Raw genomic sequence first — 26,978 nt, forward strand, 5'->3', positions numbered from 1 at the left:
GCTGTGGATTGTCGCCGTCACGGCGGTGTCCGACGCGGCCCGCGTGGGAGCCTGAACCGTGTGGCCGACGGTGTCATCGTCCATGAAGCGCACGTTTCTCTCTACCGTCTCGCTCACCGGCCGCCTGCGGTGGCTGAATCTCGCTGTCGTCTGCGTTGTCGTCGTCCTTTGCAGTAGTTTGCTCGCCTGGACTTGGGGAACGTACCAGCGCGCGAGCGACGCGTCCCTTGCGCTTGAGGCCTTGCGTGCCACGCTGCTCGCGATGGAGAAGGCGTCGGCGGAGCGCGGGCCGGCCAATGCCGTGCTGGGCGCCGATCTCCCGCTTCCCGACGCATCGGTCGTTGCGCTGCGCAATGCCCGCGAGGCCACCAACGCGCGTCTTCAGGAACTGCTGTCTGCGCTCTCGGCCGATCGGTGCGACGCCTGCGGCAGCAGCTTGCGGATCGTCGAGCGCGCGCGCCTGGATCTCGCGGCGGCCAGCGCGAACGTCGACCTGTTGGTGCAACGTCCACGCGACATGCGCGGCGACGCGGCCGTGCGCGATGCCGTCGATCGCATGATCCGTGTCATCCCCGAGTTCACCTCTGTGGCATCGTCGCGCATCGACGTGATTTCGCGAGGCGCGCCCGACGCGCTTCACTACGTCGTCCTGGCGCGACTGGCGGCGGATCTGCGCGAGTTTGCCGGACAACTCGGCTCACGCTTCACCGCGGCGCTCACCACCGGGAAGCCGCTCGCCGAGGTCGATCAGCGCGCGATTGAACGCACGCTCGGGCGCGTCGAGCAATTGCACGACATGATCGCCGCGCGCATGATCGATCCCCCTGAACTCAGCCCCGAGACGCTCGACGCCCTGAACACCCAGTACTTTGGCGCGGGGCTGCATTATGTGGCGACGGTACGCACGCTAGCCAGTCAGCCCCAACCGGTCGCGCCAACGACGGCCGAGTTTGCGCGCCAGTACGTGCCGACGATGCGCGCGATCACCGACTTCCGCGACAACATGCTGACGCTGGCCCAGCGCAAGGTCGACGCCCGCGCCGCGCTCGCGCTCAAGTGGCTGATCGTCACGGCGATCGCTGCGATTACGCTGGTGCTCGGGATGATCGTTGCGTTGCGGAATTTCCGGCGCAGTGTGGTGCAACCGTTCGAGGCGGCAACGCGTTTCGTCGAGGCGCTGGCGCAGGACAATCTCGATGAGGCGGTGCCGGTTGACGACATGCCGACGCAACGTCCGCAGGTGCGGGCCGTGTTCGATGCGCTGCGCGTACTCAGGCTCAACGCCCTTGAATTAAGGCAATTGCGGCGCGATCGCATCCGGTTGCAGAGTGAGCTGGAAATGAGCGGGGACACGGACCCGCTGACGCAACTGATGAACTGGCGGGCGTTCGAGCGGCAGGCCCAGGCGCTGTGTGCGATGCCGTCGCCGGGGTTGGTGGCGTTGATCAAGCTGGATATCGACAACTTCACGCAGATCAACGCGACCTGGGGACACGGGGTCGGCGACGATGTGTTGCGCCGTGTCGGCGCGGTGTGTCTCAACACGTGTCAGCCGGGGGATGTGGTGGCGCGGCTGGGTGCGGACGCGTTCGCGATCGTGGCCCGTGTGCTTGCCCCATCTCGCGCGCAGCAATTCGCGGAACTGATGTGCGGGCGTATCGAAGCCACCGCATTGACGTTGCCGAACGGCGAAGTCGTGCCGCTGACAGCGAGCGTCGGCATCGCCATCGGCGATCCGGCGACGTTGGGCCCGACGCCGGTGTCCAGCGGCGGGCCGGCCAATGTGTCGGCACTCTTGAGTCAGGCAGAGCGCCAGCTCGACGCCGCGCGCCGCGCCCGGCGGCGAGCCATCGAGTAGGGCGCGTCGCATCGCGTCAAGGCAAGGTCCGCGGGCCACCGCGCGCAAACGCGCAAGGGCCCATCAACGCCCATGCGCCACAACGAAGTGCCGCACATCGATGCGCTGTTCAGCGAACGCCGCCTCGCAATATTGGAGATACAGCCGCCACGACCGGATGAACGTGTCGTCGAAGCCTTGCGCACGCACCGCGTCGATCTGCGCTTCGAAGGCGGCACGCCAGTGCTGCAACGTTCTGGCGTAATCGAGACCGAAGCGTAGTGTCTCGACGGCGGTCATCCCGCATGCCTCCGACGCGCCGACAAATCGCTCCGCACTTGGCAGCATGCCGCCTGGAAAGATGAACTCGCGGATGAAGTCGCTCGACGAGCGATAGGCGTCGAAGGCGCTGTCGTCGATGGTGATCGATTGAATGAGCGCACGGCCTCCGGGGCGCAAGCGCGACTTGAGCATGCTGAAGTACGCCGGCCAAAACGCTTCGCCCACGGCTTCGAACATCTCGATCGAAACGATGGCGGCGAACTGGCCTTGCACGTCACGGTAATCCGTGAGCGAGACGTCCGCCAGGTGGCTCAGTCCCTCGGCGTCGATGCGGGCTTTGGCGAGCGTCAGTTGCGCTGGCGAGAGGGTGATGCCATGCACTGCGATGCCTTGCCGGGCCGCGTGCAGCGCAAATCCGCCCCATCCGCATCCCACTTCCAGCACCCGCTCGCCCGGACGCAGCGCCAGCGTATCGATGATCCGCTGATACTTGGCGGCCTGGGCGTCGACAAGCGAACGGTGGGGGTCGCCCTCGAACCAGGCGCTGGAATAGGTCCACGTGGCGTCGAGCCACAGTTCGTAGAAGCGATTGCCGAGATCGTAATGCGCGTGAATGTTGCGACGGCTGCCCGACTTGGTGTTGCCGCGCAGGCGATGGCGCAGGTGATACCAGATTCGTGCGATCCGCGAGCCCGTGACGGTGTTGGAGATCGACGCGAGGTTGCGTATCGCGAGCCGGAGCAGCGCCACCATATCGGGCGAGTCGACCCAGCCGGCGCGATAGGCGTCTGCAAAGCCGATGTCCCCGGCGTGCATGATGCGGCGGCAGGCACGCCAGTCGCGCAGGTGAAGCGTTGCGCCTGGCGAACTGTGGGGATCTCCGAACACATGCAGGGTGCCGTCGGGACAGATCAGCGTAAGGTGTCCGGCGTGAATCCGGCGCAGCAATGCGATAAACAGGCGCGCGGAAATCGGTGCGATCGGACGCACGGAAAGCAGGCGGAGCGGAATCATGGACGAATCTCCCGGTCGGCGGAAGCGGCGCGCTCCGGCGCCGTTGCACGTAGCGTTGGCGGCGTCTTGCCGAAGAACGGCACGCGCTTGAGCCAGAGCCTCAGCGCTTGCCAGTGAATTCTGATGACGACGTTCAGCGCATTGGAGGGCTGCGAAAGCACGGCGAACAGAACGCGCCGCCCCGTGAACGGTTCGGCCCGCATGGCGATCGCCGTGCGCAGCAGCAGCGCATCGCCGACGCGGTAGTCGATGGCGACTGACCATATCGCGCCCTTGCGGCGTACGCGAAACTCGTATTGCCCCTGCACGTCGCAAAACGGGGAGACATGAAAGACTTTGCGGCAGACGAGCCGCGTATCGCCACGAATGGGCGCATGATCGTCGGCACTGAGCAGATACCCGTGGTGTTGACCAAAGGTGTTGCGCACATCCGCATACAAGGCGCGCAAATTCCCCTGACGGTCATGGCAGTACCAGAAGCTCACCGGATTGAACGCGTAGCCGGCCATGCGTGGAATCGTCTGCAGCCAGACGGCGCCGTCGGCGGGAATTCCCGCCTCCGCCAGACGTGCGCGCATCCAGGGCAGGAGCGCACTGCCGTCGCGGGGACCGTAGTCGGACGATTTCAAGGCGAGTGGGCGTCGCCGGTCCAGCGCGAACCATCGGCTGCGCAGGGCGTCGAGACGCCCGACATCGCAGGCGATCTGAAACATCGAATAAGTGAACGCATGCCGGACCGGATGCAGCCGTTCGTGGGTCACGAGACCGCGCAGCAGCCAGGCAGGCGGTGTCGAGGGGGTGCCCGAGACCTCCTTCGTGCTCATGGCTGCGCCCACGTCGGCATCACGCCGAAGGCGTCAGCCACCCGCAGCGCGGATTTCAGGCCGTCCTCGTGAAATCCATAGCCGGTCCAGGCGCCTGCGAACCACGTCCGTTGGCGGCCTTGAATATCGGGCAAGCGCGATTGCGCGTCCACGGCCGCCAGATCGAGCAGGGGGTGTTCATAGGCATAGCGTCCCAACACCTTGTCGGGCGCTGGCTCATGGCTCGGGTTGAGCGTGACAATCACGGGCGACGTGAAGGGCAGGGCCTGGAGCTGGTTGATCAGATAGCTCACGCACACTGGACGGTGCGCGTCGGCGGCCGCGTTCGCCTGACTGACGTAATTCCACGCGGACCAGACGCGACGGCGGCGCGGCAGCAGCTTCGGATCCGTGTGCAGGACCGCGGCGTTCGGTTGATAACGCACCGCACCGAGAATCTGATGCTCGGACGCGTTGGCGTCGCCCAGCAACCGCAGGCTGTCCGGGGCGTGCCCGGCGAGCACGACGGCGTCGAAGCGCTGCGATTCGCCGTTGCCGAAAGCGATTGTCACGCCATCGCGCTCGCGCGTCACCCGCCGTACGGGCGTTCGCAACCGGACATCGTCAAGTGTTGCCAACATGCGGCGCACGTAGGCGCGTCCACCACCGGCGACGGTTTTCCATTGCGGACGATGCCGAATCTGCAGCAGCGCGTGATTCAGGCAGAAGCGCAGAAAGGTCGCCGCCGGAAAGTGCAGAATGTCGGCCGCCCGGCTCGACCAGATCGCGGCGGCCATGGGCAAGAGATAGTGGTGCTGGAACGGTTGTCCGTAACCGTTCGCCACCAGCAGGTCGCCGACGGACTGGCGCTCGCGCACCGCGCTTTGCAGGTGTTGCTCCGCCGTCGCGTTAAAGCGCAGTACGTCGCGGAGCATCCCCAGAAAGCGCGGGGAATAGAGGTTGCGACGTTGGGCAAATACGGTGTTCAGGTTCGTGCCCGCCCATTCGAGCGCACCGCCGTCGACCGACACCGAGAACGACATATCGCTCGCGATGGCGCTCACGCCGAGTTCGTCGAACAACGCGATCAGGTTGGGATAGGTGCGATCGTTGAAGACCAGGAAGCCCGTGTCGACCGGGGCACAATGCCCGTCGAGCGTGACATCGACCGTGTTTGTATGTCCTCCGGCATAGTCGCCCGCCTCGAACACTGTCACGTGATGCTTGCGCGCGAGGAAATAGGCGCTGGCCAGTCCGGCGATGCCCGCGCCCACGACGGCGACACGTTGTCCGGGAGGCAGGGTGGCGGTCGATGCATTCATTGGCTTGTCTCGTCGAAGTTTTTTGCTTATACGAAACGTAAGCGCGCGCGGATGCATGCGCGTTTGAAAAAGCGGTGAGCCACCCACGAATGCGCCCGCCGCGGCCGGATACGCAGGGCGCGCCACGTCATGGCGGCGGCGGGGCGGCGGCTCATACCTGTTGGCGCCGCTTTTCGAACAGATAGTGGCCCACGCCCCACTCGCGGCCCTGGGCGTAGCCGAACAGTTCGGCAACGGCCATATAGAACATGCGCCAGCGCTGGAACTGAACGCCGGCCTGCGGGCCATAACCGGCCTCGAGCATCGGCAGGGTCGTCGCACGCGACGCGTCCAGGGCCGCCAGCCAGTCGTTGGCTGTGCGCTCGTAATGGCGACCATCGACCCACCAGCGGTTCACGATGCGCAGGTCGTCCTGGAAGTGCAGCAACAGATCCGCGCTGGGCATGGTGCCGCCGGTGAAGAAGTGTCGCGACATCCAGTCGCTGCCATCCTTGTTCTGGAAAGGGTAGGCCACATGACGATGCGCGAAGAGATGGACGAACAGGGTGCCATCGTCGTTCAGCCAGCGGGCGATCTTCCCGAGCAATGCGCCGTAGTTCTTCATGTGCTCGAACATTTCGATGGACAGGATGCGATCGAATCCTCCGCGAACGCCGTCATCGAACTCAAGTTCCGCCACATTGCCGGTCACGATCTGCAGATTCCGAAGCCCGCGTCGCGCCGCCGTCGACTCGATGAAACGGCGTTGACCATGAGAATTCGACAGCCCAACGACCTGCGTACCGGGGTATTGCGCGGCGAGCCAGAGCGAGAGCGAGCCCCAGCCGCAGCCAAGATCCAGAATCCGCTGACCGTCGGCGATATCGGCGCGCTGCGCGTAGAGGGCCAGCATCGCCTGCTCGGCCTGGGCCAGTGTCTCGTCGCCATTCGGGTAATAGCAGCACGAGTACTTGACGGCGGGCCCCAGGTGCTCGGCAAAGAAGTCGCTTGGCACCTCGTAGTGCTGCGTGTTGGCGGCCTGCGTATCCACGGCAATCGGACTCGCGCGCAGTTCACTGACGAACGCGGCAAGCGATTCGACGCTTTTCTCGGGATCGTGCGCATGCGCTTCGCGCAGGCGCTGGCGCATCAGCATGCGCATGCCCGCGCGCAAAACGATATCCGGCACAAGGCCCCGCTCGCAAAGCCGGATCAATCCGGTTTCGTCGGGCGCTTCGGCTCGGGCGGCGGGGGGTTGCGTAAGGGAGGCGGTCATCGCGATGGGCTCCTGACTTCAATGCGCGGATTCATGGCAGCGGCGTTTCCGCGGACTTCCTGGGTGGCCAGGGAATGAGCACGCTGGTGGTTTGCATGTACGTCTTGTAGGCGGGGCGAGAGCGCATCAGATGCGCTTCAAGCAGCGGAATGCCCGACACTTTGAGCAGTAGCCACGCCATGAGCAGCGGCGCGAGCAACGTCGTCCATGCCCAGGGCGCGCCAAATGCGATCACCGGGTAGGCACACCAGTGCAGGCACTCGAAGAAGTAATTGGGATGCCGCGAGTACCGCCACCAGCCGACCTGGCAGACTTGGCCACGGTGGCTGGTGACGGCGGTGAAGCGTCGCAGTTGACGGTCGGCCGACGCCTCGCCCGCGACGGCGGCCAGCCAGACGAGTGCGGCGACGGCCAGCGCCCACGGCGCCGGCGCGTGGGCGTTGAATGCCGGCACGAAGAACGCTGCCGCGAGCAGCATGGCGATCACGCCCTGCAACTGGAAGAACCAGAACATGTTGCGTCCGGCATGCTCGCCCCACTGTTCGCGAAACTGCCGGTAACGCGCATCTTCCGGATGCCCGTAGTTGCGACGCCAGAGATGCATTGCGAGGCGCAGGCCCCATACGCCTCCGGCCACGCCGACGAAGGCGCGATTGATCGCGTGGCCGGTGCCGAGCCCTGCCGCCGCGATCGCCACACTGCCGAGTGCGGCGGCCCAAACCGGGTCGACCATGCCGGCGTTGTGCGAGCGCCATTGGTAGCACCAGGCGAGCGTCAACGCAGCACACATTCCAGCGAACGATACGACGACAGCAAACAGCATGCTGGCTCCAGATAGGGATTCGGGGCTCGATGCTGCTGTATACGAACGTCACGCGTTGCCGGATGCACGCGCCGGAGACATCTTGGAATCGAAGCGGGGAGCGGGCTTGCGGGAAAGCGACGAAGGGGTTGTCCAACGTACGGACAACCCCTTCAGATGACACGATGGCGGAGGCGCGCCAGGGCGCTCAGGCGGGTCGGATGGCGCCGGTCGCGACCACGGGGCCGGTCGGTTGGCCGGTGGGAGAGCCGCCCGGCGGTTCGACGGACACCGCGAGTACGGCGTTGCTGTCCATCTGCGCGAGGATTTGCGGCGACAGGGACATCGACGCGGGTTGATCCGAAGCAAATACGCCTAGCGGAATGGGTTTGGCGTTCCGCGGGATCAGCCACAGCTCGGTGGCGCGGCCGGCGGCAATGACGGGCTTCACGACCGGTACCACGACCATGCTCGACCGGCGCCTGTCGACCGTTGCGGTCCAGTGAGCGACGCCATCTTGGCGGGCGATCGTCGACACCATATAGGCATTGGCCGTCACGGCGGGCGGACTGCGCGAGGGCATCAGCGTCACGACGTTCACGGCAAGCAGCGCCAGCGCCGCGAGGCTTGCGCCGAGCCCCACCCATCGCCAGAGGCGCAAGTTGTCCCACCAGGTGGCCGGTCGCGGGCGGGCCGTGCGCGGGGCGTCCGGCACGGCGCCAAGATCGCGCTGGATGCGTTGCCACACGCGCGGCGGGGGGGCGATGGGCTCGACGTCTTCGGCCAGTCGCGCGATGCGCGATTGCCACTGGTGCAGGGTTGCCTGAATCAGCGGATTCGCGTCGGCGGCCTGCTCGAGTTCGCGCCGTTCGGCGGCACTCAGCACGCCGAGGGCATATTCGGCGCAACGCAGCTCGTCGTCTTGGTTGGCGGGCGTATTCATTGCTCGAGGCACACTTTCAGTTGCATTAGGCTGCGGCGAATCCAGCTTTTCATCGTGCCAAGCGGCACGCTAAGGCGCGCCGCGAGTTCGCTGTACGAGGCGCCAGTAAAGAACGCCTCGCGCACCACGCCACGTTGTTGCGGCTCGAGGCGTTGCAGGCATTGCTCCAGGCGTTGCCGTTCCTCGGACGCTTCGGCAAGTGCGGCGGGCGACGGGTCATCCGATGGGATGGCAAGGGCATCGGCATCGTCGAGGGCGGCCTCACGGTGCTCGCGCAGTCGGTCGATGGTTCGGTTGCGGGCCAACGTGATCAGCCATGTCATGGCGTTGCCGCGCTCGGGATCGAAGCCGCCGGCGCGTCGCCAGACGCTGACGAACACCTCCTGAAGCAGGTCCTCGGCTTCCGCCTTGTCGCGCACCATTCGCAGGATCACGCCGAACAAACGTGCCGATGTCATCTGATAGACGGCGGCAAAAGCTTCGCGGTCTTCCTGCCCCACGGCCGATAGTGCTCGGTTCAATGCGTCGCGCCATGCCATGTCGGCACTGGGGTCGTGCTGGCGCTGCGAGGGGGATGGACGTGCTCGATTGGCACTTCTGGGCATGTCGTTCATGCGGACGTGGCCTTCGTGTGGGCCATAGCATTGACGTTCCGCGCAATATAGCACCTTCGGTGCGAAATGGCGCGTTGTGTCCGGCATGAGAAGGCGAGGATTCGGCATGGCGTGCTGACTGACGATGAGCGTGTTGAGTCATACGTATCAGGCACGCGTCCGGATGCGCGGCATCGGTGTATTCTCGGTTCCCCTTTGGCTCGCGTTCAGGGAGTGAGCAGTGCTACAAGTCCAAACAGTCGTGCCAGGGGCGGTACGGACATCAGCAGTATTAGCGCGCCCCCGGTCAGGCCCAACACCCGCCAGAGATAGGGGTTTCGGGGCTGTCCGCGATCGGGACGCTTCGTACGCAGTACCCGCTGGACCACGAAGATCAGCGCGACATTGACCACGACCAGCAGTTCGAATGCCAATGTGCGGGCCAAGGGGATCGGGTCGGCGTCGGCGCTGACATAGCGCAGCAGTCCCGCGTAGACCCCGAGGACCAGCACGCCGGCCAGCGCGCCCACGGAGGCCACTCGCAGGAAGGCGCGGGACGATAGGAGTCGTGCCCCGGCGTGCCGGGGAGGGGTCGTCATCAGGTGAGCGGCTTCCGGTTCGTTCTCGAATACGATCGAGCAGACCGGATCGATCACGAGTTGCAGGAAGACGATGTGGACCGGCGCGAGCATGGGCGGCAAGCCGACCAGAATCGGCACCACGGCTGCCGCGACCATGGGAACATGCACCGCGATGGTATAGCTGATCGCGAGAACGAGATTGGCGTAGATGCGTCGCCCGAGTCGGATGGCCGACACGATCGGGGCGAAGTTGTCGCGCAGCAGGACCAGCGCGGAGACTTCGCGAGCGACTTCCGCGCCGCGCAATCCCATCGCAATGCCAATGTGGGCCGCCTTCAGGGCCGGTGCGTCGTTCACCCCGTCGCCCGTCATCGCCACCACTTCGCCGTTGTCTCGCAGTGCATTCACCAGGCGAAGCTTTTGCTCGGGGCGGATGCGGGCGAAGGTCTCGACGTCCTTGACCGCGTCGTGCACTTGCGCGTCGGTCATGGCCGCCAGGGCCTGCCCAGTCACGATCCGTCGGCAGTCGATACCGACCTCGGTCGCGATCGCTTGCGCCGTCGACGGATAGTCGCCGGTCACCATGACCACGCGAATGCCTGCGGCATGGCATTGCGCGATCGCCTGTGCGACTTCCGGCCGGACCGGGTCGGACAGACCGACCAGCCCCAGGAACTCGAACGCGAAGTCGTGCTGATCCTTCGGCCACTCGGGGTGCGAATGCGAGGCCTTCGCCACCCCCAGCACCCGCAATCCGCCCGACGCCATGGCCGCCGCCTGATCCAGGACCGCCTGGGTTGCCGTCTCGTCCAGATGGCAGAGCGCACAGACGGCTTCCGGTGCCCCCTTGCAGGCCACCGAATGATGGATGGGTTCCGGGGTGCGCCACGCGTGGGACATTGCTGGCACCTCGGGCGTCAGCGCGTACTCGTGCACCAACGACCAATCCGTGTGCAAACGTCCGGTGCCCGCGAGGCCCAGGCGTCCGGTCTCGTGGAACGCCCGCTCCATCGGGTCGATGGGTTCGATTTCGCTGGCGAGCACGAGGTATTCGATCAACTCGTGAAAGGCGGTGTCGATCCGTGGGGTCGAGGGATCCACGTCAAATCGTCTGCCATGGGCGACGAGCGCGCTCACCGACATGCGATTCTGGGTCAGCGTGCCCGTCTTGTCGACGCACAGCACCGACGTTTGACCGAGTGTCTCGATCGCGCTCATCCGGCGCGTGAGCACGCCCTCTTTGGCGATGCGGCGTGCGCCCAAGGCGAAGAACACCGTGAGGATGACCGGAATCTCTTCGGGCAGGAGGCCCATCGCCAGCGTAATCCCGGCGAGTATGCCGGGAAGCCATTCGCCAACGCGCCAACGGTACGTGAGCGTGAGGAGAACGACCGTGGCGATGGCGACGGCGGCAAAGCGATTGACGAAGGTTCTCGTCTCGATTTGCAGCGGGGAGAGCGCTTCCGAGATGCCGCTCAGCGACTTGCCGATGCGACCGAGCGTCGTATTCGGTCCGGTGGCGGTCACGACCATGCGGGCTTGCCCTTGTACCACCATGGACCCGAAAAATAGCTGGCTGTCGGCGGCCTCGCCCTGTTCGATCGATTGGCGGGAGCGGGCATCGAGCGGGGTGACGGCCTTGCTGACGGCAACGGATTCCCCCGTCAGCAATGACTCGTCCACACTGAGTTCGTGGAGTTCAACGGCAAGGCCGTCTGCGGGCACGCGGTTGCCTTCATCGACGAAAACGATGTCGCCGGGGACCAGTTCCGAGGCGGAGACCAGTTGACGGCTGCCGTCGCGAAGCACCTTGGCGCGCGGTGCCGACAGTTCGCGAAGCGAGTCGAGCACCTGGGCGGTGCGATGGCTCTGATAGACGGTGAGAAGGACAATCGCCGTAACGAAGGCAAGCAGCGTCAGCGCTTCGGCGCGATCTCCGAGAATGAGATAGACGGCGCTTGCCGCGAGCAACAGCAGGAACATCGGCTCGCGCAGCACTTCCCATAACGTGATCCACCAGGTGCGGCGTGCGGCGTAGTCCACGACGTTCCAGCCGAACCGAGCGCGCTGGGCCAGCACCTCGGCGCTCGATAGGCCGTGTTCGGCGTCGGGCGGCCGGATCGGGGCGGCCTCGGGTGCGCTGGCGATGTCACAGGATCCACTGGAAGCGGATGTGGATGTGGATGGCGTTGCGCACATGCGTGTCGGCGCTTGGACGTCTCGCGGCGTGGCAATGCGGCTCACCGGCGATGGGGTCTTGGACACTGCTTGCAGAGATGCAGCACGGCTGGCGCGTCCGGATCGTCCCAGGAGAAATGGAGGTCGACGGCGCCGCGCTTGGGGACACGGATATTCCTGGATTCCGATCTGGCGGGGGTGTGCACAGAGACGCGATAGTCGCCCGCCGGCATCCGGACAAAGAGGAACGGTCCCTCGGTTCGCACCGCCAGGACGTGTCGCCCGGCCCCTGCGGTGATAGTGACATCGACGTCGGAGAGATAGCTTCCCGACGTCGACGTGAACGTCATCCGGAGGTTGTACTGGGGCGCTGCGGCGCGAAACACCTGGACTTCGTCCTCGCCAATGCCGCCCGTGATGTACGAGACGCCACTTTCCGATTCCGGTTGTGGTGTCGATGCTGCCAGCGCGACGCCAATCATGCATAGCCATGCGAAAAGTGGCACAAACAGCGAAACGCGGGCGCTTCTCGACATCACAATTCTCCCCATATCGGTCTCGTTTCCAGAATGGCCGGTGGCGCTCGTTTGCGTGTTGATCGATGTCAAGGAGCCGCTTGCGATGTCATCGCATTGGGCGCACCGTTTGCCGTGCGTCCATCGACACGCGCGCGTGCCGCGCTGCCGGCCGGCGGCAACGCTTGATGCGCACCGACGTCGTTGGCGCGGCACGGCCGACGCGATCAAAGGTTTGACCTGCCTCAAGGCACGCCTTGGGGCGTCGCCTACCCTGAACATGCACGATTGGCCCGGCATTCGCGCGGTTTGTACACGCGTTGGTGCTGTCAGGATTTAGGTTCAGGAGATTGATGAGATGGAAAAGAGAACCATGAAGCGCGCGTTATCGATCGCGTCGTCAGCGGTTTTGATAATCACTGCGATCCCGGCGCTTGCCCAACCGAAGGATGACGACTGGGGGTGCGGGCGGGGATATGGGCCGGGCATGATGGGCGGCGGTTATGGCTACGGGCCGGGCATGATGGAGGGCCCTGGCGGCTGCGGGCCGTGCTGGGGGCCTGGCGCCGCGGGCGGGGGCGGGCCGGGGGCCCAGCGTGAAGATCTCAAGTTGAGCGTTGATCAGGTCCGAAACAACATGGACGGGTGGCTCAAGCGCATGGGCAACGCGCGCCTCAAACTCGGCAAGGTGGTCGAGCGAGATGCCGACACCATCACTGCCGATGTGGTGACGGCGGAGAAGGATGTCGTCGTTCAGCGCTACGAAGTCAACCGGCACTCCGGGTTCGTTCGACCGGCGCGTTGAGAGGAGGGCGCGTGGCGCGTTGTTGTTCGCGCTTCGCGCACCTCAGATCGTAGGGACTACTCCGCTGACACTGGTGCTGGCGAGGTAAAGAAACGTTCGCGCATTTCTTCCAGCCCGAGCGAAGCGAGCACCTCGTCCAGGCGTTCGGCGGGGCGGCGGCGCGGCAGGTTCTTGTATTGCGCGATGATCAGCTCGTTTTTCATTGAGTGTTCCCAGCCCACCAGTTCGGTCACGCTGACGTGGTAGCCGTGGGCCTCCAGCTGCAGGCAGCGCAGCACGTTGGTGATCTGGCTGCCGAATTCACGCGTATGCAGCGGGTGGCGCCAGATTTCCGTGAGTGGATTGCCCGCCAGTTGTTTGCCTTTGTTTTTGCGCAGCACGCCCGCGATCTCGGCCTGGCAACAGGGCACGAGCACGATATGACGCGCTTGCTTGGCCAGCGCGAAACGGATCGCGTCGTCGGTGGCGGTATTGCAGGCATGCAGCGCGGTGACGACGTCGACCGTCGGCGGCAGTGCCGGCGAGGTGATGGAGTCCGCCACGGACAGGTTCAGGAACGACATTCCCGTGAAACCCAACCGCTCGGCGAGCGCTTGCGAGGTTTTGACCAGTTCCTCACGGGTTTCGATGCCGTAGATATGCGAGTCGTCCGCGAGTGCCTTGAAGAACAGGTCATAGAGGATGAAACCCAGGTACGACTTGCCGGCTCCGTGATCGACGAGCGTTACGCGACCGCGCTCGGTCTTGATTTCCTGGAGCAGCGGCTCGATGAACTGGAACAGGTGATAGACCTGCTTGAGCTTGCGCCGGCTGTCCTGGTTCATCTTGCCGTCGCGCGTGAGGATGTGGAGTTCCTTGAGCAGCTCGATGGACTGGCCGGGGCGGACTTCGTGGGTATTTGACATGAGCAGACTAAGTAAGCAGCGGGCGGTGGTCCGTCCCGTAAATACCGGCAGTTTACCGAAAAGACTCGCTGACGCGCGGAATCGCCCTGCTGAACATGATCGGCGGCCGTGCTCACGTCTGGTCGGGTGGAGCGACCGTATCCATCGCGCGCATACGCCCAGCCACGGCGGCCGATGGCATCGCACAGGCGCTGCGGCCAGTCTCCCCCACATCGAAATCGAGCAGAGCCCTTCATGCAGGAACACGATCAGCCTGGCGTTCGTTCCGGCGCGATCCATGGTGTTCCCAACTGATGATCAGGTCCGTGCAGGGCGACGGTGACCATTTGCGAGTGAGACACCGTCATGCGCACCGCTGGAATTTCAAACTATGCTTGACCTTGCTCAAGCAGCACATCCCTCAGGCGAGGCGAGGCGAGACGATGCGCGTGCCGCGTCTCATGGGTTTGCAGCACTGGCACGCCATTGCGTATGGCGGTCATCTCCGCAAGGATTGCGATCGCGATTTCAGGTGGCGTGCGCGCACCGAGGTGCATGCCGACCGGGCCATGCAGTCGCGCGATTTCCGCCTCGCTGATATCGAACAGTGCCAGTCGCTCGCGCCGCTTCTCGTTATTCGCCCGTGAGCCGATAGCGCCGACATAGAAGGCCGGTGATATCAGTGCCTCGAGCAATGCCATGTCGTCCAGCTTGGGATCGTGGGTTAGCGTCAGGACTGCGCTTCGGGCATCGAGCTGCAGTCGGAGAAGCAGATCGTCCGGCATCTCGCGCGACAACTCGACGCCTTCCACATCCCATTCATCCAGGTACTCTTCGCGCGGATCGCACACGACGACCTGATAGTCCAGGCTCTTCGCCATCGCGGCCACATAGCGCGACACCTGTGCGGCGCCTACGATGATCAGGCGGTAGCGCGGGCCATGCACTGCCGTGAGGCAATGCTCGTCGAATCGGAGGGCGGGGACTTGCGCACCCGGCGTGAGTGATACAACGCCGGTGTCCAGGTTCAGCTTGCGCGTCACCAGCTCTTGCCTTTGCAGCACCTGAAGCAGTTCCGGCAGCCGCGACTGAGCGCAAACCGGTTCCAGTACGAACTGCAGGGTTCCACCACATGGCAATCCAAAGCGATGGGCTTCGTCGGCACTCAGGCCGTATGTGAGTACACGTGGTTTCCGGTCGCGGTACTCGCCGGTGCTTATCTTCTGTATCAGGTCGTCTTCGATGCAGCCGCCCGAGATCGACCCTTTAACATGCCCGTCCTCGCGGATGGTCATCAAGGAGCCTACGCGCCGCGGTGCCGAGCCCCACGTGCGAACAACGGTGGCAAGCAGCGTGTAGGCCCCTGACTCAGACCACTGCACTGCGGTCTTCAAGACTTCCAGATCAATGTTGTCCATGATTTTCGTGTATGCCAGATGGTTCAGTCCCATCGAATGATGGAGAGGATGGGCATTGAAGGGCAAAGGGATCGATTCGTCGGAATGAATGCATGGGCGCCTTCAGTGGCTTTGCGTCGCGACCTGCATTTCTTTGTATCAGTCATAATGATAGTTTAAATCAGTAAACATTATTTGAAGCGATGACGTGATCAGTCTAATCTTTGCCAAACGTAAGGACAAGATGTGCCGTGAATGCCCAAAAAGCGCTGCAGCAGGAAGAACGCAGTCCGGTTCCAGGCAAAAGGCACACGTCGAAGAACAAGTTGTACCTGGCCGGAAGGCAAGTCGCTGCATGTCGCCGCGAATTGCGGCACCCGTTGGCGATAGTCGAGATGCGGCAATGCCCCGAGGCCATGCGCATCGACGAATCAGGAGACATTCTGTGCAAAACGTGCGTGAGCGATTCGATTACGTGATCATCGGCGGTGGATCGGCGGGCTGTGTACTCGCGCATCGACTGTCCGCGAATCGCGAGCTGCGAGTCGCCCTCATCGAGGCGGGTTCCGACACGCCGCCTGGTGCCATACCGGCGGAAATCCTCGACAGTTACCCAATGCCCGTATTCTGCGGGGACCGCTATATCTGGCCGGAGCTTAAAGCCAAGGCGACCGCAGCCTCACCGCTCAAGGTCTATGAACAGGGCAAGGTGATGGGCGGCGGATCGAGCATCAATGTCCAGGCTGCCAACCGCGGCTTGCCCCGCGATTACGATGACTGGGCCGAGCAGGGCGCCTCCGGCTGGGCATGGAAGGATGTCCTGCCCTACTTTCGCAAGCTCGAGCGTGATGCGGATTACGGTGGCTCTGCGCTGCACGGTGCCGATGGGCCGGTTGCCATCCGCCGCATCAAGCCGGATGCCTGGCCGCGCTTCTGTCACGCGTTTGCGGAAGGCTTGCAGCGCAACGGTCTACCAATGCTTGAGGACCAGAACGCGGAATTCGGCGATGGCATGTTTCCCGCTGCGTTTTCCAATCTCGACGACAAGCGTGTTTCAACCGCGGTTGCCTACCTCGATGCGGCGACGCGCGCGCGGACCAATCTCCGTATTTACTCGAATACGACAGTCGAACGCCTCATCGTCACCGGCCAGCGCGCGCATGGCGTGGTGGCGATGAGCGCGGGCGGCGAGCGCCTGCAGATCGATGCCGCGGAGGTCATCGTGTCGGCCGGCGCCCTGCAATCGCCGGCCTTGTTGTTACGCGCCGGTATCGGCGCCGGCAGCGAGTTGCAAGCGCTGGGCATTCCGGTTGTCGCCGACCGGCCGGGCGTGGGCCGCAACCTGCAGGACCATCCCTCGCTGACCTTCTGCCACTTCCTGGACCCTGAATTTCGCATGCCGCTCTCGCGACGCCGCGCGAGCATGACCGCAGCGCGCTTTTCCTCCGGCCTGGACGGGTGTGATAACGCCGACATGTATCTGTCGAGTGCCACGCGCGCAGCATGGCATGCGCTGGGCAATCGGCTTGGCCTGTTCTTCCTGTGGTGCAACCGGCCATTCTCGCGCGGGCGAGTGCAGCTCACTTCCGCTGACCCTTTTACGCCACCGCGCGTCGATTTGAATCTGCTGGACGACGAGCGCGACGCAAGGCGCATGGCCATCGGCGTGCGCAGGGTCGCGCAGATCGTGCAGCAGACGGCATTGCACCGCCATCCCGACGATTTCTTCCCTGCAGCGTTTTCGCCGCGGGTCAAGGCACTTAGCCGCTTTAGTGCCGGCAATGCCGCGTTGACCAAGGTGTTGGGCCTGGCTCTCGACACACCGGCGCCGCTGCGCCGATGGATCATCGACACATTCGTCACCGGCGGCATTCGCATGTCGGCGCTGCTGGCGGACGACAAGGAGCTCGATGCTTTCATCCGCAAGTATGTATTCGGCGTCTGGCATGCCAGCGGCACTTGCCGCATGGGGCCGGCCAGCGATCGCATGGCGGTAACCAATCAGGAAGGGCTGGTGCACGACGTGGCGAACCTGCGCGTGGTCGATGCTTCCCTGATGCCCAAGCTGCCGTCGGCGAATACCAATATCCCGACCATCATGATGGCGGAAAAAATTGCCGACGCGATCTTGGCGCGGCGCAAGGCGCCTCCCGGCGTCCTCGTTAGCAGTGAGGCGTAGGTCGACAACGCGAATTGCACACCTCTTCCCAGGAACGATTCATTTGGTTTGATTTGATTTGACCACATGCGCCGCATTTGCCACGCGCGCTTACAAAAACACAAGGAGACAATCATGGCTGTAGCAACAAACGATGCGGCACTCGCTCAACCGGTCAGCAACAAACAGGTATTAGGCGCCGTACTGGCCTCCTGCGTCGGCTGGTCGCTCGACCTCTTCGACCTTTTTATCCTGCTCTTCGTGGCACCGATCATCGGCCGCCTTTTCTTTCCGTCGGAACATGCGATGCTGTCGCTGGCCGCGGTCTATGCCTCATTCGGCGTCACCCTTCTGATGCGCCCGCTGGGTTCCGCGCTGTTCGGTTCGTACGCTGACCAGCATGGCCGCAAGCGCGCCATGATTTTTGCGATGGTCGGCGTTGGCGTTTCAACCGCATTGTTCGGGGCGCTGCCAACCGTACATCAAGTCGGCTTCATTGCGCCGGTCATCTTCCTGGCTCTGCGCTTGGTGCAAGGGATATTCGTCGGTGGCGTGGTCGCTTCGACGCACACGATCGGTACGGAATCGGTGGCGCCAAAGTGGCGCGGTGCCTGCTCCGGACTTATCGGTGGTGGCGGTGCCGGCTTGGGGGCGTTGCTCGCGTCGGGAGTGTATTACCTTCTGTCGTGGATCTTCCCTGGCGCGGCCTTCGATGAATGGGGCTGGCGCTGCATGTTCTTCTCCGGCCTGATCAGCGCCATCCTGGGCATCTTCGTCTTCAACAACCTGGAAGAATCCCCGCTCTTCAAGAAGCTGCAGGCAGCCAAAGCGACCAAGGCGGCGCAGGCCAAGTCGTCCCGCTCGCCGGTGCGCGCGCTGTTCTCGGCAGACTACCGTTCCATTCTGTTCGTCAACCTGCTGCTGACGATCGGCGGCGGCAGTGGTTACTACCTGACCTCCGGCTTCCTGCCGACCTACCTGAAGGTCGTGAACCATACGCCCGGCGAAACCGCTGGGGCCATTCTGATGCTGGCAAGCGTAAGCGTGATCGTTGCCTCGGTCCTGACCGGACACCTCAGCAACTTGATCGGCCGCAAGAAGACCTTCCTCGTCGTCGGCGTTGCCCGTCTGATTCTGTTGCCGATGCTCGCATTGAAGATGCCCGGCATCTCCGATATCACCACGCTGACCTGCTATGTCGTCCTGTTCAGCATGCTGGGCAGCAGCGGTTATGCGCCGGTCCTGATCTTCCTGAACGAACGCTTCCCGACGGCCATCCGCGCCACGGGTACCGGTCTGTCCTGGAACATCGGCTTCGCCATCGGCGGCATCATGCCGACCTTCGTGTCGCTGGCTTCGCCGGCACCGACGAGCCTGCCGACGACCCTCGCATTCTTCCTCGCGGGCATCAGCGTGATCTACCTGATTGGGGCGCTGATCGTTCCGGAGACACAGGGCAATCTCGACAAGCCGTCCAATGACGCAGTTTAAGTAGTGGCTAGTGGTAGTGGTTAGTGGCGCGGCCCTGCGGACAAGCGGGACCGCCGCTTCCCAACCTTGTTATGAAAATGCGCAGGACGTGCGCAAAGTCATCCGTCATCCGATGGCGATGCCGACCGCACTCGCCGCAATGCATCGAAAATCAACATGACCGAGCTCGCAGCACTGAATCTGATCAATGGCCAATGGCAGGGCGCGCTGAGCGGCGCCACTGGAGAAAGCCGCAATCCGGCGAACGGCAGCCTTTTGGGCACCTTCGCGCAGAGCAATCGCGAAGATGCCAGGATCGCGATTGCCGCAGCGAAGCAAGCGTTCGAGACCTCGCTGTGGCCGCATGATGCGCGCCTGCGCCAGAACGTCCTGCTGCAATGGGCTGATCGTCTGGAACGGCACCCTGAGCTGGCCGGTCTGCTGACGCAGGAAAACGGGAAGATCGTGGCCCAGTCACGAGGAGAATTGGCGGGCGCGATTTCCGAGATCCGCTACTACGCCGGCCTGACCCGGCACATTCCTGGTCACTTCATGGAAGTCGAGCCGGGCGCCTACACCGCCACACTACGTGAACCCGCCGGCGTCGCCGGCCTGATCATTCCGTGGAACGCGCCTATCGTGCTGTTGATCCGCTCGCTCGCTCCGGCCCTGGCCGCAGGTTGCACGGTAGTCATCAAGCCGGCGGCACAGACCACGCAGATCACCGCGCAGGTGCTGCGGCAGCTGGCGGCGGTCGAGGCCTTGCCGCGTGGCGTGGTGAATCTCGTCTCCGAAGGCGGCAGTGAAGTGGCGCAGGAGCTGGTGGCATCGGAAGACGTCGACGTACTCAGCTTCACCGGTTCGAATGCGACCGGCCAGCGCATCATGGCTGCCGCCGCGCCGACCATGAAGAAACTCTCTCTGGAGCTCGGCGGCAAGTCCTGCTGTCTGGTGTTTCCGGACACTACCGAAAACTTCGCCACGGTCGCCACGCGCATCGCGGCAGCAGCGACGGTGATCTCCGGCCAGCAATGCACCGCCGCGCGCCGCGTGCTGGTGCATGCCTCTTGCTACGACGAGATGAAGCGCGAGCTGAAGATGGCGCTCGAAGCCATCGTGGTGGCGCCGGGAGATACGCCAGGCGCCGGCATGGGGCCGTTGATCGACGCGAGTGCCGCCGCAGCGGTAGACCGCGCGGCCCAGCAGGCCATGGATACCTGTGATGAAGTGGTCCTGCGCGGCGGTCGTCCCGGCGGCAAGCTGGCCAACGGCCACTTCCTGACGCCGACCCTGGTCGCGCACGCCGACACCAGCGCCTCCTTCGTGCAGGAAGAGATCTTTGGCCCCTTCCTGGTGCTGGAGAAGTTCGAGGACGAGAAGGAAGCGGTGGCGCGCGCCAATCACACGGTGTACGGCCTCTCGGCCAGCGTCTGGACCGCCGACGGCGACCGCGGCATGCGCCTGGCGCGTGCACTGCGCAACGGCACGGTCTGGATCAACGACCACAACCGGCTGTTCGCGGAAGCTGAGACAGGCGGTTATCGCCGCAGCGGCATCGGCCGCCTGCATGGCTACGAGGGCCTGTTCGACTTCCTCGAGACCAAGCACATCTTCCGCCGTTCGGGCGTGATGTAAGCGGATGTAGGGCGCGCCTCCGCCCTCGAGGTTCTACTTGCCAGAAACGGCCAGGTCGCGCGGCTCGACCTGGCCGATTTTCATGCGCTGTCGCGCTCGTCCAGCAGTTCCAGCGTCGATGCCGAGGGCGTGCATTCCAGCATGGCCTGGAAAGTGTCGATGATGTTGTCGAGCGTGTAGGGCACGCTCCAGAAGCGGCTCGACGTCCGTCCCTCGTCGCGTGCCGCTTCCTTGGCGGCAAAGATGGCCGTGGCATAGGTAGCGACCAGCGACATTCGCTGCTCCACCAGTGCCGGCGGGATGTGGCCGAGCAGCGCGCGGAAGTGCTCCAGGCATTGCCGGTAGCCAGCGTTCCAGCGGTTACCGATGTGGGTCTTGATCAGCGCACGGTGCGTCATCTGTACGTTGGACAGGAAGCGCAGATAAGTGCTGCCCTCGGCACTCTCCGCCATCTGATCCACTGGACGGATGAAGGCTTGCAGCACATCGCGCACGTTGCGCGGTCCGCCGGCAGCCGCCATTTCGTTAAGCATGGCTTGCCGAAAGGCATCGATCTGCTTGGCGCCGTCCACCAGCAATTCGCCGATCAGGCCTTCCGTCGAACCGAAGTGATATTGCACCGAGGCCTTGTTCCGTTGCTCGGCGGCCTCGACGATGTCCTTGATCGCAACACCGTGAATGCCATGCAGCGCAAACAGCCGTTGCGCTACCGCCTTTATCCGGGTGCGGGTCTCGTTGCCATCCGATCTTTGTGTTTTTGGAGTTGACATCTGAATTTAAGTATGTAGACTTAACTAAGTCAATTGACTTAATTGTGCCATCGTCATTCTATGGCACAAGTTGCCCGACAAAAATTTCGGGCTGGACCAGCGCTTGGAGACAGGAAGGTATTGATGATGAACCGCGAAGAAGAAATCGTCGCGCGCTCGCGCGCATTCCGGCAGGATTATGTGCAAAACACGCCGAGCTGGTACCGGGGCGAAATGCACCTTGGTTTCACCCTTGTGTTCACCCTCTCGGTGATCGTATATTGCGCGACCCACCTGCACAACGTGAGCTGGCAGGAATGGGCGTACGTCGTCGTGCCCATGTTCTTGTTCGGCAATTGGGCGGAGTGGGCCGCCCACCGCTACCTGCTGCACAGCCCGAAGAGCGTGCTCAAGTCCGCCTACAAGCGCCATGTCGCTACCCATCATCAGTTCTTCTCGCACAAGACCTTGGAATATAACGGCCAGAAAGAGTGGCGCGCGCTGCTGTTCCCGCCGTTCGCGCCAATCCTGTTCGTTTTCGCCGCGCTGCCTCCTGCGCTGCTGGTCGGCAATCTCTGGACGGCCAACGCCGGCTATATTGCCATGCTGGCCATGGCTTCGTACTTCCTGATGTATGAAGGGCTGCATACCGCGTCTCACCTGGATCATCCGATCCTTGACCACATTCCGCTGATTAACACCGTGCGCCGCATGCATGTTCTGCATCACAATCCGGACTTCATGCATGACCGCAACTTCAACCTGACGTTTCCGATCTGTGACGCGTTGTTCGGCACCAGCGACCTGAACAAGGGGGTAGTCGCTACCTTGTTCAATGGCATGTCCGACGACGCCCGCAAGCCGGAAGACAAGGAAAAGCTCGCCGCCCAGCAATTGGACCGCGAGGCGAGGGCGCAGGCCAAGCGCCGGGCTGCCTGAGCACGGGTCGCGGCATGTCAATCGGAGATACTGACTCAGTATCCCTTGCAATGAAAAGATAACGAAAAGCGCCCGCCCGGCTTAGCCGGGCGGGCGCTTTTTTACGTGGTTCCGTCCTATTTCGCCCCCTCTTGCGGAAACGTCAGGAAAGAAATCCTGAAAAGCCCGATGCGTGAATCTTGTCATCATAAATACTGATGAATTGAATCATTAAAGATTATTTGATGTGATGATATTCGGTGCTTATACTCGGAACGATTAAATCGAATACGCCGGCCCGCATGCCGATATCAGGCAGTGCGCGAGCGCTGCACAGCGTTCAGCGCCCGCGTGCGGAGTACGAATGGAGACGCCGATGACCCAATTATTTCGCCACGCCATCTATGGCTGGCGCGCTTGCGCGGTCCCGTCGCGCACCGCCGTTACGAGGCTAGCACCATGGAAATGAAAGTCGCTCAACCTCGGGTAGCGTCGCCACAGGCCGAGCCGCATGTCGGCCGCCCGCAGCGCCGGATCGAAGACGCGTCACTTCTGATCGGCCGCGGTCAGTATGGCGACGATGTCGGTGTGAAACCTGGCACCTTGTTCGCCGCCATCGTGCGCTCACCGCATGCGCATGCCGTCCTGAAGCACGTCGACACCAGCCACGCCGAGCGCGCCCCGGGCGTGCGTGCCGTGCTGACCGGCAACGATATCCGCGATTGGTCAAAGCCTTTTGTCGTCGGCGTGAAGGCGCCGATGGAGATGTGGGCGCTGGCGACGGATCGCGTGCGCTATGTCGGCGATCCCGTTGCCGTAGTGATCGCGGAGTCGCGCTACCTTGCCGAGGACGGCGCCGATCTGGTTGCCGTGGACTACGAGCCATTGCCGCCGATGGTCAGTGTCGAAGACGCCATCGGCCCAAATGCGACGATTCTGCACGAAGGCGTGGGTTCGAACGTGGTGAGCGATCGCAGTTTCCGTTACGGCGATCCCGAAACCGCGTTCGCCAACGCCGCGCACTGCATTGAAATCGCTACCGAATACCCGCGCAACTCCTGCACGCCGATTGAGGGGGCTGTTGTGGTTGCGGAATATCTTTCCGCCGAAGAAGGCTTCGACGTCAGTTCCAATTTCATGGGGCCGTTCTCGCTGCACACCGTGATGGCCATGGCGCTGCGGGTGCCCGGCACCAAGCTACGCCATCGCACCTTCCGCGATTCGGGCGGAAGTTTCGGCGTCAAGCATGCTGTGTTCCAGTACGTGGTCCTGATGTGCCTCGCCGCCCGCAAGGCCGGTGCTCCGGTGAAATGGGTGGAAGACCGCCTTGAACACTTGGTGGGTCTCACATCCGCCACCGGCCGCGTGTCCAATCTCAAGGCGGCGGTAGAAGCCGATGGCCGCATTTCCGCGCTCGCGTACGACCAGTTCGACGACTGCGGCGGCTATCTGCGTGCGCCGGAACCGGCAACCTTCTACCGCATGCACGGCTGCCTCACCGGCGCTTATGCGATCCCCAACCTGCTCGTGCGCAACCGCGTGGTGCTGACTAACAAGACGCCCGCCGGCCTGGTGCGCGGCTTCGGTGGCCCGCAGGTCTATTTTCAGCTCGAACGCCTGATGCAGCGCATTTCGCGCATGCTCGGCATTGACGAGCCCGAACTCTATCGTCGCAATTTCATCCCCGCCGACGCCTTTCCGTACCGTGCCGCTGCCGGCGCGCTGATCGACTCCGGCAACTACCAGTTGGCGCTCGAACTTGCCTCGCGCGAGGGCGGGCTGGAAGCGCTTTATGCCAAGCGTGCGGCAGCGCGCGCCGAAGGTCGGCTCTACGGCATTGGCTTCGCTGCCATCGTGGAACCTTCCATCTCCAACATGGGCTACATCTCCACCGTGCTGCCCAAGGAAGCACGGGCGAAAGCCGGTCCGAAGAATGGTGCCATCGCCGCCGCAAGTGTCAGCATCGATCCGCTTGGCGGTATCAACGTGGTGATCGCCTCGGCACCGGCAGGGCAGGGCCATCGCACCGTCTGCACGCAGGTTGCGGCTGATGTGTTCGGCATCCATCCCGATGAAGTCGCCGTCAACGTCGAATTCGATACGCAAAAGGATGCCTGGTCGGTCGCGGCGGGTAACTATTCCAGCCGCTTTGCCGGTGCCGTCGCTGGAACCGTGCACCTCGCCTGCTGCAAGCTGCGGGACAAGCTGGCCCAGATCGCCGCGCCGCAGCTCGGATGCACGCCGCAAGATGTCGTGTTTGCCGGCGGCAAGGTCTACGCGACGCAGAATCCCGAGAAACAACTCGTGTTCTCGCGCATGGCCGCCAGCCCGCACTGGGCGCCCGGCCTACTGCCCGAAGGCGTCGAGCCGGGTCTGCGGGAAACCGCGTTCTGGACTGGCGAATCGCTACAGGCACCCGACGAACAGGATCGCATCAATACCTCGGCCGCGTACGGCTTTGCCTTGGACATCTGCGCCGTGGAAGTAGACCGCCACACCGGTCGGGTGCGTATCGACAAGTACATCACGACCCACGACGCCGGCAAGATCCTGAATCCGGCGCTGGCCGACGGCCAGATTCGCGGCGCGTTCGCCCAGGGGGTGGGCGCGGCGCTAATGGAGGAGTTCCGCTATGGCGAGGACGGCAGCTTCCAATCCGGCACCTTTGCCGACTACCTGGTGCCGACCACCTGCGAGATCCCCGAACCGACCATCATTCACATCGAGACGCCGTCGCCCTTCACGCCGCTCGGTGCCAAAGGCCTGGGCGAGGGCAACAACATGAGTACGCCGGCATGCATCGGCAATGCCGTCGCGGATGCGCTCGGCGTGGACGATGTCACGCTGCCACTCACGCCCGCAAAGATCATGGAGCTGATCGGCATTGACGAACCGCCGCCGAGCAAACAGGTGCAGCAGCAGATCCAGCAAGAGCAGGGCGCACTCGCCGACACAGGCGCTGAGGCGAAGCGCGGCAAGGGCGGCAAGTCGCTCGCCGCCAAGGGCGAAGTTGTGCTGTCCGCCCCGCCCGAAGCCGTGTTCCGCGTGTTGCTCGATCCGGTGGCGCTGGCCAAAGTCATCCCGGGCTGCAATGCGCTCGAACCTGTGGGCGAGAACCGCTATCGCGCCGACGTCACGCTTGGCATCGGCATGATCAAGGCGCGCTATACCGCCGAGGTCGCGCTGTCCGAACTGCAGCCGCCGCACAGCCTGCGCCTGGCCGGCTCCGGTCTGTCGTCGGTCGGCAGCGCGCGCGGCAGCGGCCTCGTGATGCTCGAGCCCAAGGATGGCGGCACGCGGGTGCGTTACGACTACGCCGCCGAAGTCTCGGGCAAGGTCGCTGCGGTCGGCAGCCGCATGCTTGAAGGCGCGGCCAAGATGGTCCTCAACCAGTTGTTCGAACAACTCGGGCGTGAAGCTGGCGGCACTGGGGCGCAGGCTGCAACGACAACCAAGCCCTCGTTCCTCGCCCGTCTGCTCGCTTTCTTCGGAATCGGTAAATGAAGCCTCAAGCATTTGACTATGTTCGCGCCGACGGCGTCGCCGAAGCTGTCGAACTGCTCGGCAGCAGCGGCGAAGATGCGCGCATCCTCGCCGGCGGCCAGTCGCTGATGGCGGTGCTCAACCTGCGTCTGGCCCAGCCCAGCGTGCTGATCGACGTATCGCACACGGTAGACCTGAACTATGTGCGTCCTGACAACGGCTATCTGGCGATCGGTGCGGCCGCAACGCAGGGCAGCGTGGAATGGCGCAAGACGCTGACGCAGGAAGTGCCGCTGCTGGCGCAGGCCTTTCCCCATATCTCGCATTTTCAGATCCGTAATCGCGGCACGGTCTGCGGTTCGGTGGCACATGCCGACCCGAGCGCGGAACTGCCGCTGGCTCTGGTGGCGCTCGGCGGTCAGGTGGTGTTGCGTAATCGCAAGGGCCGTCGCGTGTTGGCGGCGGAGGACTTCTTCCTAGGCATGCTGATGACCGCACGCGCACCTGACGAGTTGGTGGAGGAGGTGCGCTATCCGCTGGCTGATGGACGCTTTCGCTATGCCTTCGACGAATTCTCTCTGCGTCACGGCGACTTTGCCATCGTCTCGGTGGCGTCCGTGGTCGGTCCGAACAGCATCCGCCTCGCCGTCGGTGGTGTGTCCGACCGTCCTCGCGCGAAGACCTGGGAGCGGTTGCAGGGTGCGGATCTCGAAAGCGCGATCAACGATTTCGCGTGGGAACTCGGCGCACGTGACGATCATCACGCTTCGGCGAAATTCCGGCGCCAGCTCGTGCGCCACCTGGGTAACGCCGTCATCCAAAAGGCACTGTCATGAAAAAGCATGAAAAGGGCAGTACCGTGAAAATCTGCCTCACCTTGAATGGCCGCGAACGCACCGGAAGTTGCGAGCCGCGCATGCTGCTGTCCGACTTCCTGCGCGAAGCACTCGGCGCAACGGGCACCCACGTCGGCTGCGAACATGGCGTCTGCGGCGCCTGCACCGTGCAGCTCGACGGCGTCGCGGCGCGTTCCTGCCTCACGCTCGCCGTCCAGGCCGACGGCCGCCGCGTCGATACGGTCGAAGGACTCAACGGCGGTGGTGATGGGCTGTCGGACCTGCAGGAGGCCTTCCGTCGCAATCACGCGCTGCAATGCGGCTTCTGCACCGCCGGCATCATGATGTCGTGCCAGGACTATCTGCAGCGCAAGCCCGACCCGACGGAAGCCGAAGTGCGCGACATGCTTTCCGGACACCTGTGCCGCTGCACCGGCTACACCAATATCGTCAAGGCTGTGCTCGAGACGGCTGCATCCCGCCGTGCCCGCGCCGCAGACCAAAAATAAAGGGGACAT

At 63.8% G+C, this 26,978-nt stretch carries 21 protein-coding genes; 9 read left to right on the top strand and 12 right to left on the bottom strand.

From position 1 onward, the window contains the following. Positions 1 to 82 precede the first annotated feature (82 nt). Positions 83 to 1,858, top strand: a complete 1,776-nt coding sequence (locus A985_RS25765) for a diguanylate cyclase (protein ID WP_017234371.1) — start codon at positions 83 to 85, stop codon at positions 1,856 to 1,858. 63 nt (positions 1,859 to 1,921) lie between these two features. Here the strand turns inward: A985_RS25765 and A985_RS0115800 are convergent, their stop codons facing one another. From A985_RS0115800 to A985_RS0115840, 9 genes are all read right to left on the bottom strand, one after another. Next, a complete protein-coding gene (locus A985_RS0115800) occupies positions 1,922 to 3,133 on the bottom strand; it encodes a cyclopropane-fatty-acyl-phospholipid synthase family protein (RefSeq protein WP_017234372.1) in 1,212 nt (403 codons plus the stop codon). Continuing rightward, entirely contained in the window at positions 3,130 to 3,957 is an 828-nt protein-coding gene (locus tag A985_RS0115805) for a DUF1365 domain-containing protein (protein WP_017234373.1), read from the bottom strand. Before A985_RS0115805 ends, A985_RS0115800 begins: the two co-directional genes overlap by 4 nt. Beyond that, positions 3,954 to 5,258, bottom strand: coding sequence for an NAD(P)/FAD-dependent oxidoreductase (locus tag A985_RS0115810; protein ID WP_017234374.1), 1,305 nt, complete (start codon positions 5,256 to 5,258; stop codon positions 3,954 to 3,956). The genes A985_RS0115805 and A985_RS0115810 overlap by 4 nt, the downstream gene beginning before the upstream one ends. A 151-nt stretch (positions 5,259 to 5,409) precedes the next feature. After that, positions 5,410 to 6,513, bottom strand: a complete 1,104-nt coding sequence (locus A985_RS0115815; protein WP_026132026.1) for a cyclopropane-fatty-acyl-phospholipid synthase family protein — start codon at positions 6,511 to 6,513, stop codon at positions 5,410 to 5,412. Positions 6,514 to 6,544: 31 nt separating this feature from the next. Next, on the bottom strand, positions 6,545 to 7,336 hold the full coding sequence (locus A985_RS0115820; RefSeq protein WP_017234376.1) for a DUF1295 domain-containing protein: 792 nt from the start codon (positions 7,334 to 7,336) through the stop codon (positions 6,545 to 6,547). A 187-nt stretch (positions 7,337 to 7,523) separates the two neighbouring features. Continuing rightward, positions 7,524 to 8,258 carry an anti-sigma factor domain-containing protein gene (locus tag A985_RS0115825; protein ID WP_017234377.1) on the bottom strand — a complete coding sequence of 245 codons (735 nt, stop codon included), beginning with the start codon at positions 8,256 to 8,258 and terminating at the stop codon, positions 7,524 to 7,526. Then, positions 8,255 to 8,872: a sigma-70 family RNA polymerase sigma factor gene (locus tag A985_RS0115830; RefSeq protein ID WP_026132027.1), complete on the bottom strand. Its 618-nt coding sequence runs from the start codon at positions 8,870 to 8,872 to the stop codon at positions 8,255 to 8,257. Before A985_RS0115830 ends, A985_RS0115825 begins: the two co-directional genes overlap by 4 nt. A 206-nt stretch (positions 8,873 to 9,078) precedes the next feature. Further along, on the bottom strand, positions 9,079 to 11,631 hold the full coding sequence (locus tag A985_RS25770) for a cation-translocating P-type ATPase (RefSeq protein WP_051060213.1): 2,553 nt from the start codon (positions 11,629 to 11,631) through the stop codon (positions 9,079 to 9,081). Between the two features lie 41 nt (positions 11,632 to 11,672). Next, positions 11,673 to 12,218 (bottom strand): carboxypeptidase-like regulatory domain-containing protein, encoded by a 546-nt coding sequence (locus A985_RS0115840; RefSeq protein ID WP_232424638.1) that lies wholly within the window; start codon positions 12,216 to 12,218, stop codon positions 11,673 to 11,675. A 265-nt stretch (positions 12,219 to 12,483) separates the two neighbouring features. Here A985_RS0115840 and A985_RS25775 point away from each other — a divergent pair, with 265 nt between their 5' ends. Beyond that, positions 12,484 to 12,930, top strand: a complete 447-nt coding sequence (locus tag A985_RS25775) for a hypothetical protein (protein ID WP_017234381.1) — start codon at positions 12,484 to 12,486, stop codon at positions 12,928 to 12,930. Between the two features lie 56 nt (positions 12,931 to 12,986). Here the strand turns inward: A985_RS25775 and A985_RS0115850 are convergent, their stop codons facing one another. Both A985_RS0115850 and A985_RS0115855 read right to left on the bottom strand, forming a co-directional pair. Beyond that, positions 12,987 to 13,835 (bottom strand): SAM-dependent methyltransferase, encoded by an 849-nt coding sequence (locus tag A985_RS0115850; RefSeq protein WP_017234382.1) that lies wholly within the window; start codon positions 13,833 to 13,835, stop codon positions 12,987 to 12,989. Positions 13,836 to 14,203: 368 nt separating this feature from the next. After that, positions 14,204 to 15,232: an XdhC family protein gene (locus A985_RS0115855; protein ID WP_017234383.1), complete on the bottom strand. Its 1,029-nt coding sequence runs from the start codon at positions 15,230 to 15,232 to the stop codon at positions 14,204 to 14,206. 382 nt (positions 15,233 to 15,614) lie between these two features. Between A985_RS0115855 and A985_RS0115860 the strand changes: the two genes are divergently transcribed. The 3 genes from A985_RS0115860 (at position 15,615) to A985_RS0115870 (ending at position 20,474) form a co-directional block, all read left to right on the top strand. Then, the gene (locus A985_RS0115860; protein WP_051060215.1) at positions 15,615 to 17,390 is read left to right on the top strand and encodes a GMC family oxidoreductase N-terminal domain-containing protein; all 1,776 of its coding nucleotides are present in this window, start codon (positions 15,615 to 15,617) and stop codon (positions 17,388 to 17,390) included. A gap of 114 nt (positions 17,391 to 17,504) precedes the next feature. Then, positions 17,505 to 18,860, top strand: coding sequence for an MFS transporter (locus tag A985_RS0115865; protein ID WP_017234385.1), 1,356 nt, complete (start codon positions 17,505 to 17,507; stop codon positions 18,858 to 18,860). A gap of 156 nt (positions 18,861 to 19,016) precedes the next feature. Then, positions 19,017 to 20,474 (top strand): aldehyde dehydrogenase family protein, encoded by a 1,458-nt coding sequence (locus A985_RS0115870; RefSeq protein ID WP_017234386.1) that lies wholly within the window; start codon positions 19,017 to 19,019, stop codon positions 20,472 to 20,474. An 80-nt stretch (positions 20,475 to 20,554) separates the two neighbouring features. On the opposite strand, the gene A985_RS0115875 is transcribed toward A985_RS0115870, so the two are convergent. Beyond that, the gene (locus A985_RS0115875) at positions 20,555 to 21,244 is read right to left on the bottom strand and encodes a TetR/AcrR family transcriptional regulator (protein ID WP_017234387.1); all 690 of its coding nucleotides are present in this window, start codon (positions 21,242 to 21,244) and stop codon (positions 20,555 to 20,557) included. A 126-nt stretch (positions 21,245 to 21,370) separates the two neighbouring features. On the opposite strand from A985_RS0115875, the gene A985_RS25780 reads away from it, so the two are divergent. The 4 genes from A985_RS25780 to A985_RS0115895 all read left to right on the top strand — a co-directional run bounded on the left by A985_RS25780 (position 21,371) and on the right by A985_RS0115895 (position 26,969). Continuing rightward, complete coding sequence (locus tag A985_RS25780; RefSeq protein ID WP_039830428.1) at positions 21,371 to 22,162, top strand: sterol desaturase family protein; 792 nt, start codon at positions 21,371 to 21,373, stop codon at positions 22,160 to 22,162. A 438-nt stretch (positions 22,163 to 22,600) separates the two neighbouring features. Further along, the gene (locus A985_RS0115885; RefSeq protein ID WP_017234389.1) at positions 22,601 to 25,645 is read left to right on the top strand and encodes a molybdopterin cofactor-binding domain-containing protein; all 3,045 of its coding nucleotides are present in this window, start codon (positions 22,601 to 22,603) and stop codon (positions 25,643 to 25,645) included. After that, positions 25,642 to 26,460, top strand: coding sequence for a xanthine dehydrogenase family protein subunit M (locus A985_RS0115890; protein WP_017234390.1), 819 nt, complete (start codon positions 25,642 to 25,644; stop codon positions 26,458 to 26,460). The genes A985_RS0115885 and A985_RS0115890 overlap by 4 nt, the downstream gene beginning before the upstream one ends. After that, positions 26,457 to 26,969, top strand: coding sequence for a (2Fe-2S)-binding protein (locus A985_RS0115895; protein ID WP_017234391.1), 513 nt, complete (start codon positions 26,457 to 26,459; stop codon positions 26,967 to 26,969). The genes A985_RS0115890 and A985_RS0115895 overlap by 4 nt, the downstream gene beginning before the upstream one ends. The last annotated feature ends 9 nt before the right edge of the window (positions 26,970 to 26,978 follow it).

This window comes from Pandoraea sp. B-6, assembly GCF_000282835.1.
Classification (GTDB): Bacteria; Pseudomonadota; Gammaproteobacteria; order Burkholderiales; family Burkholderiaceae; genus Pandoraea; species Pandoraea cepalis.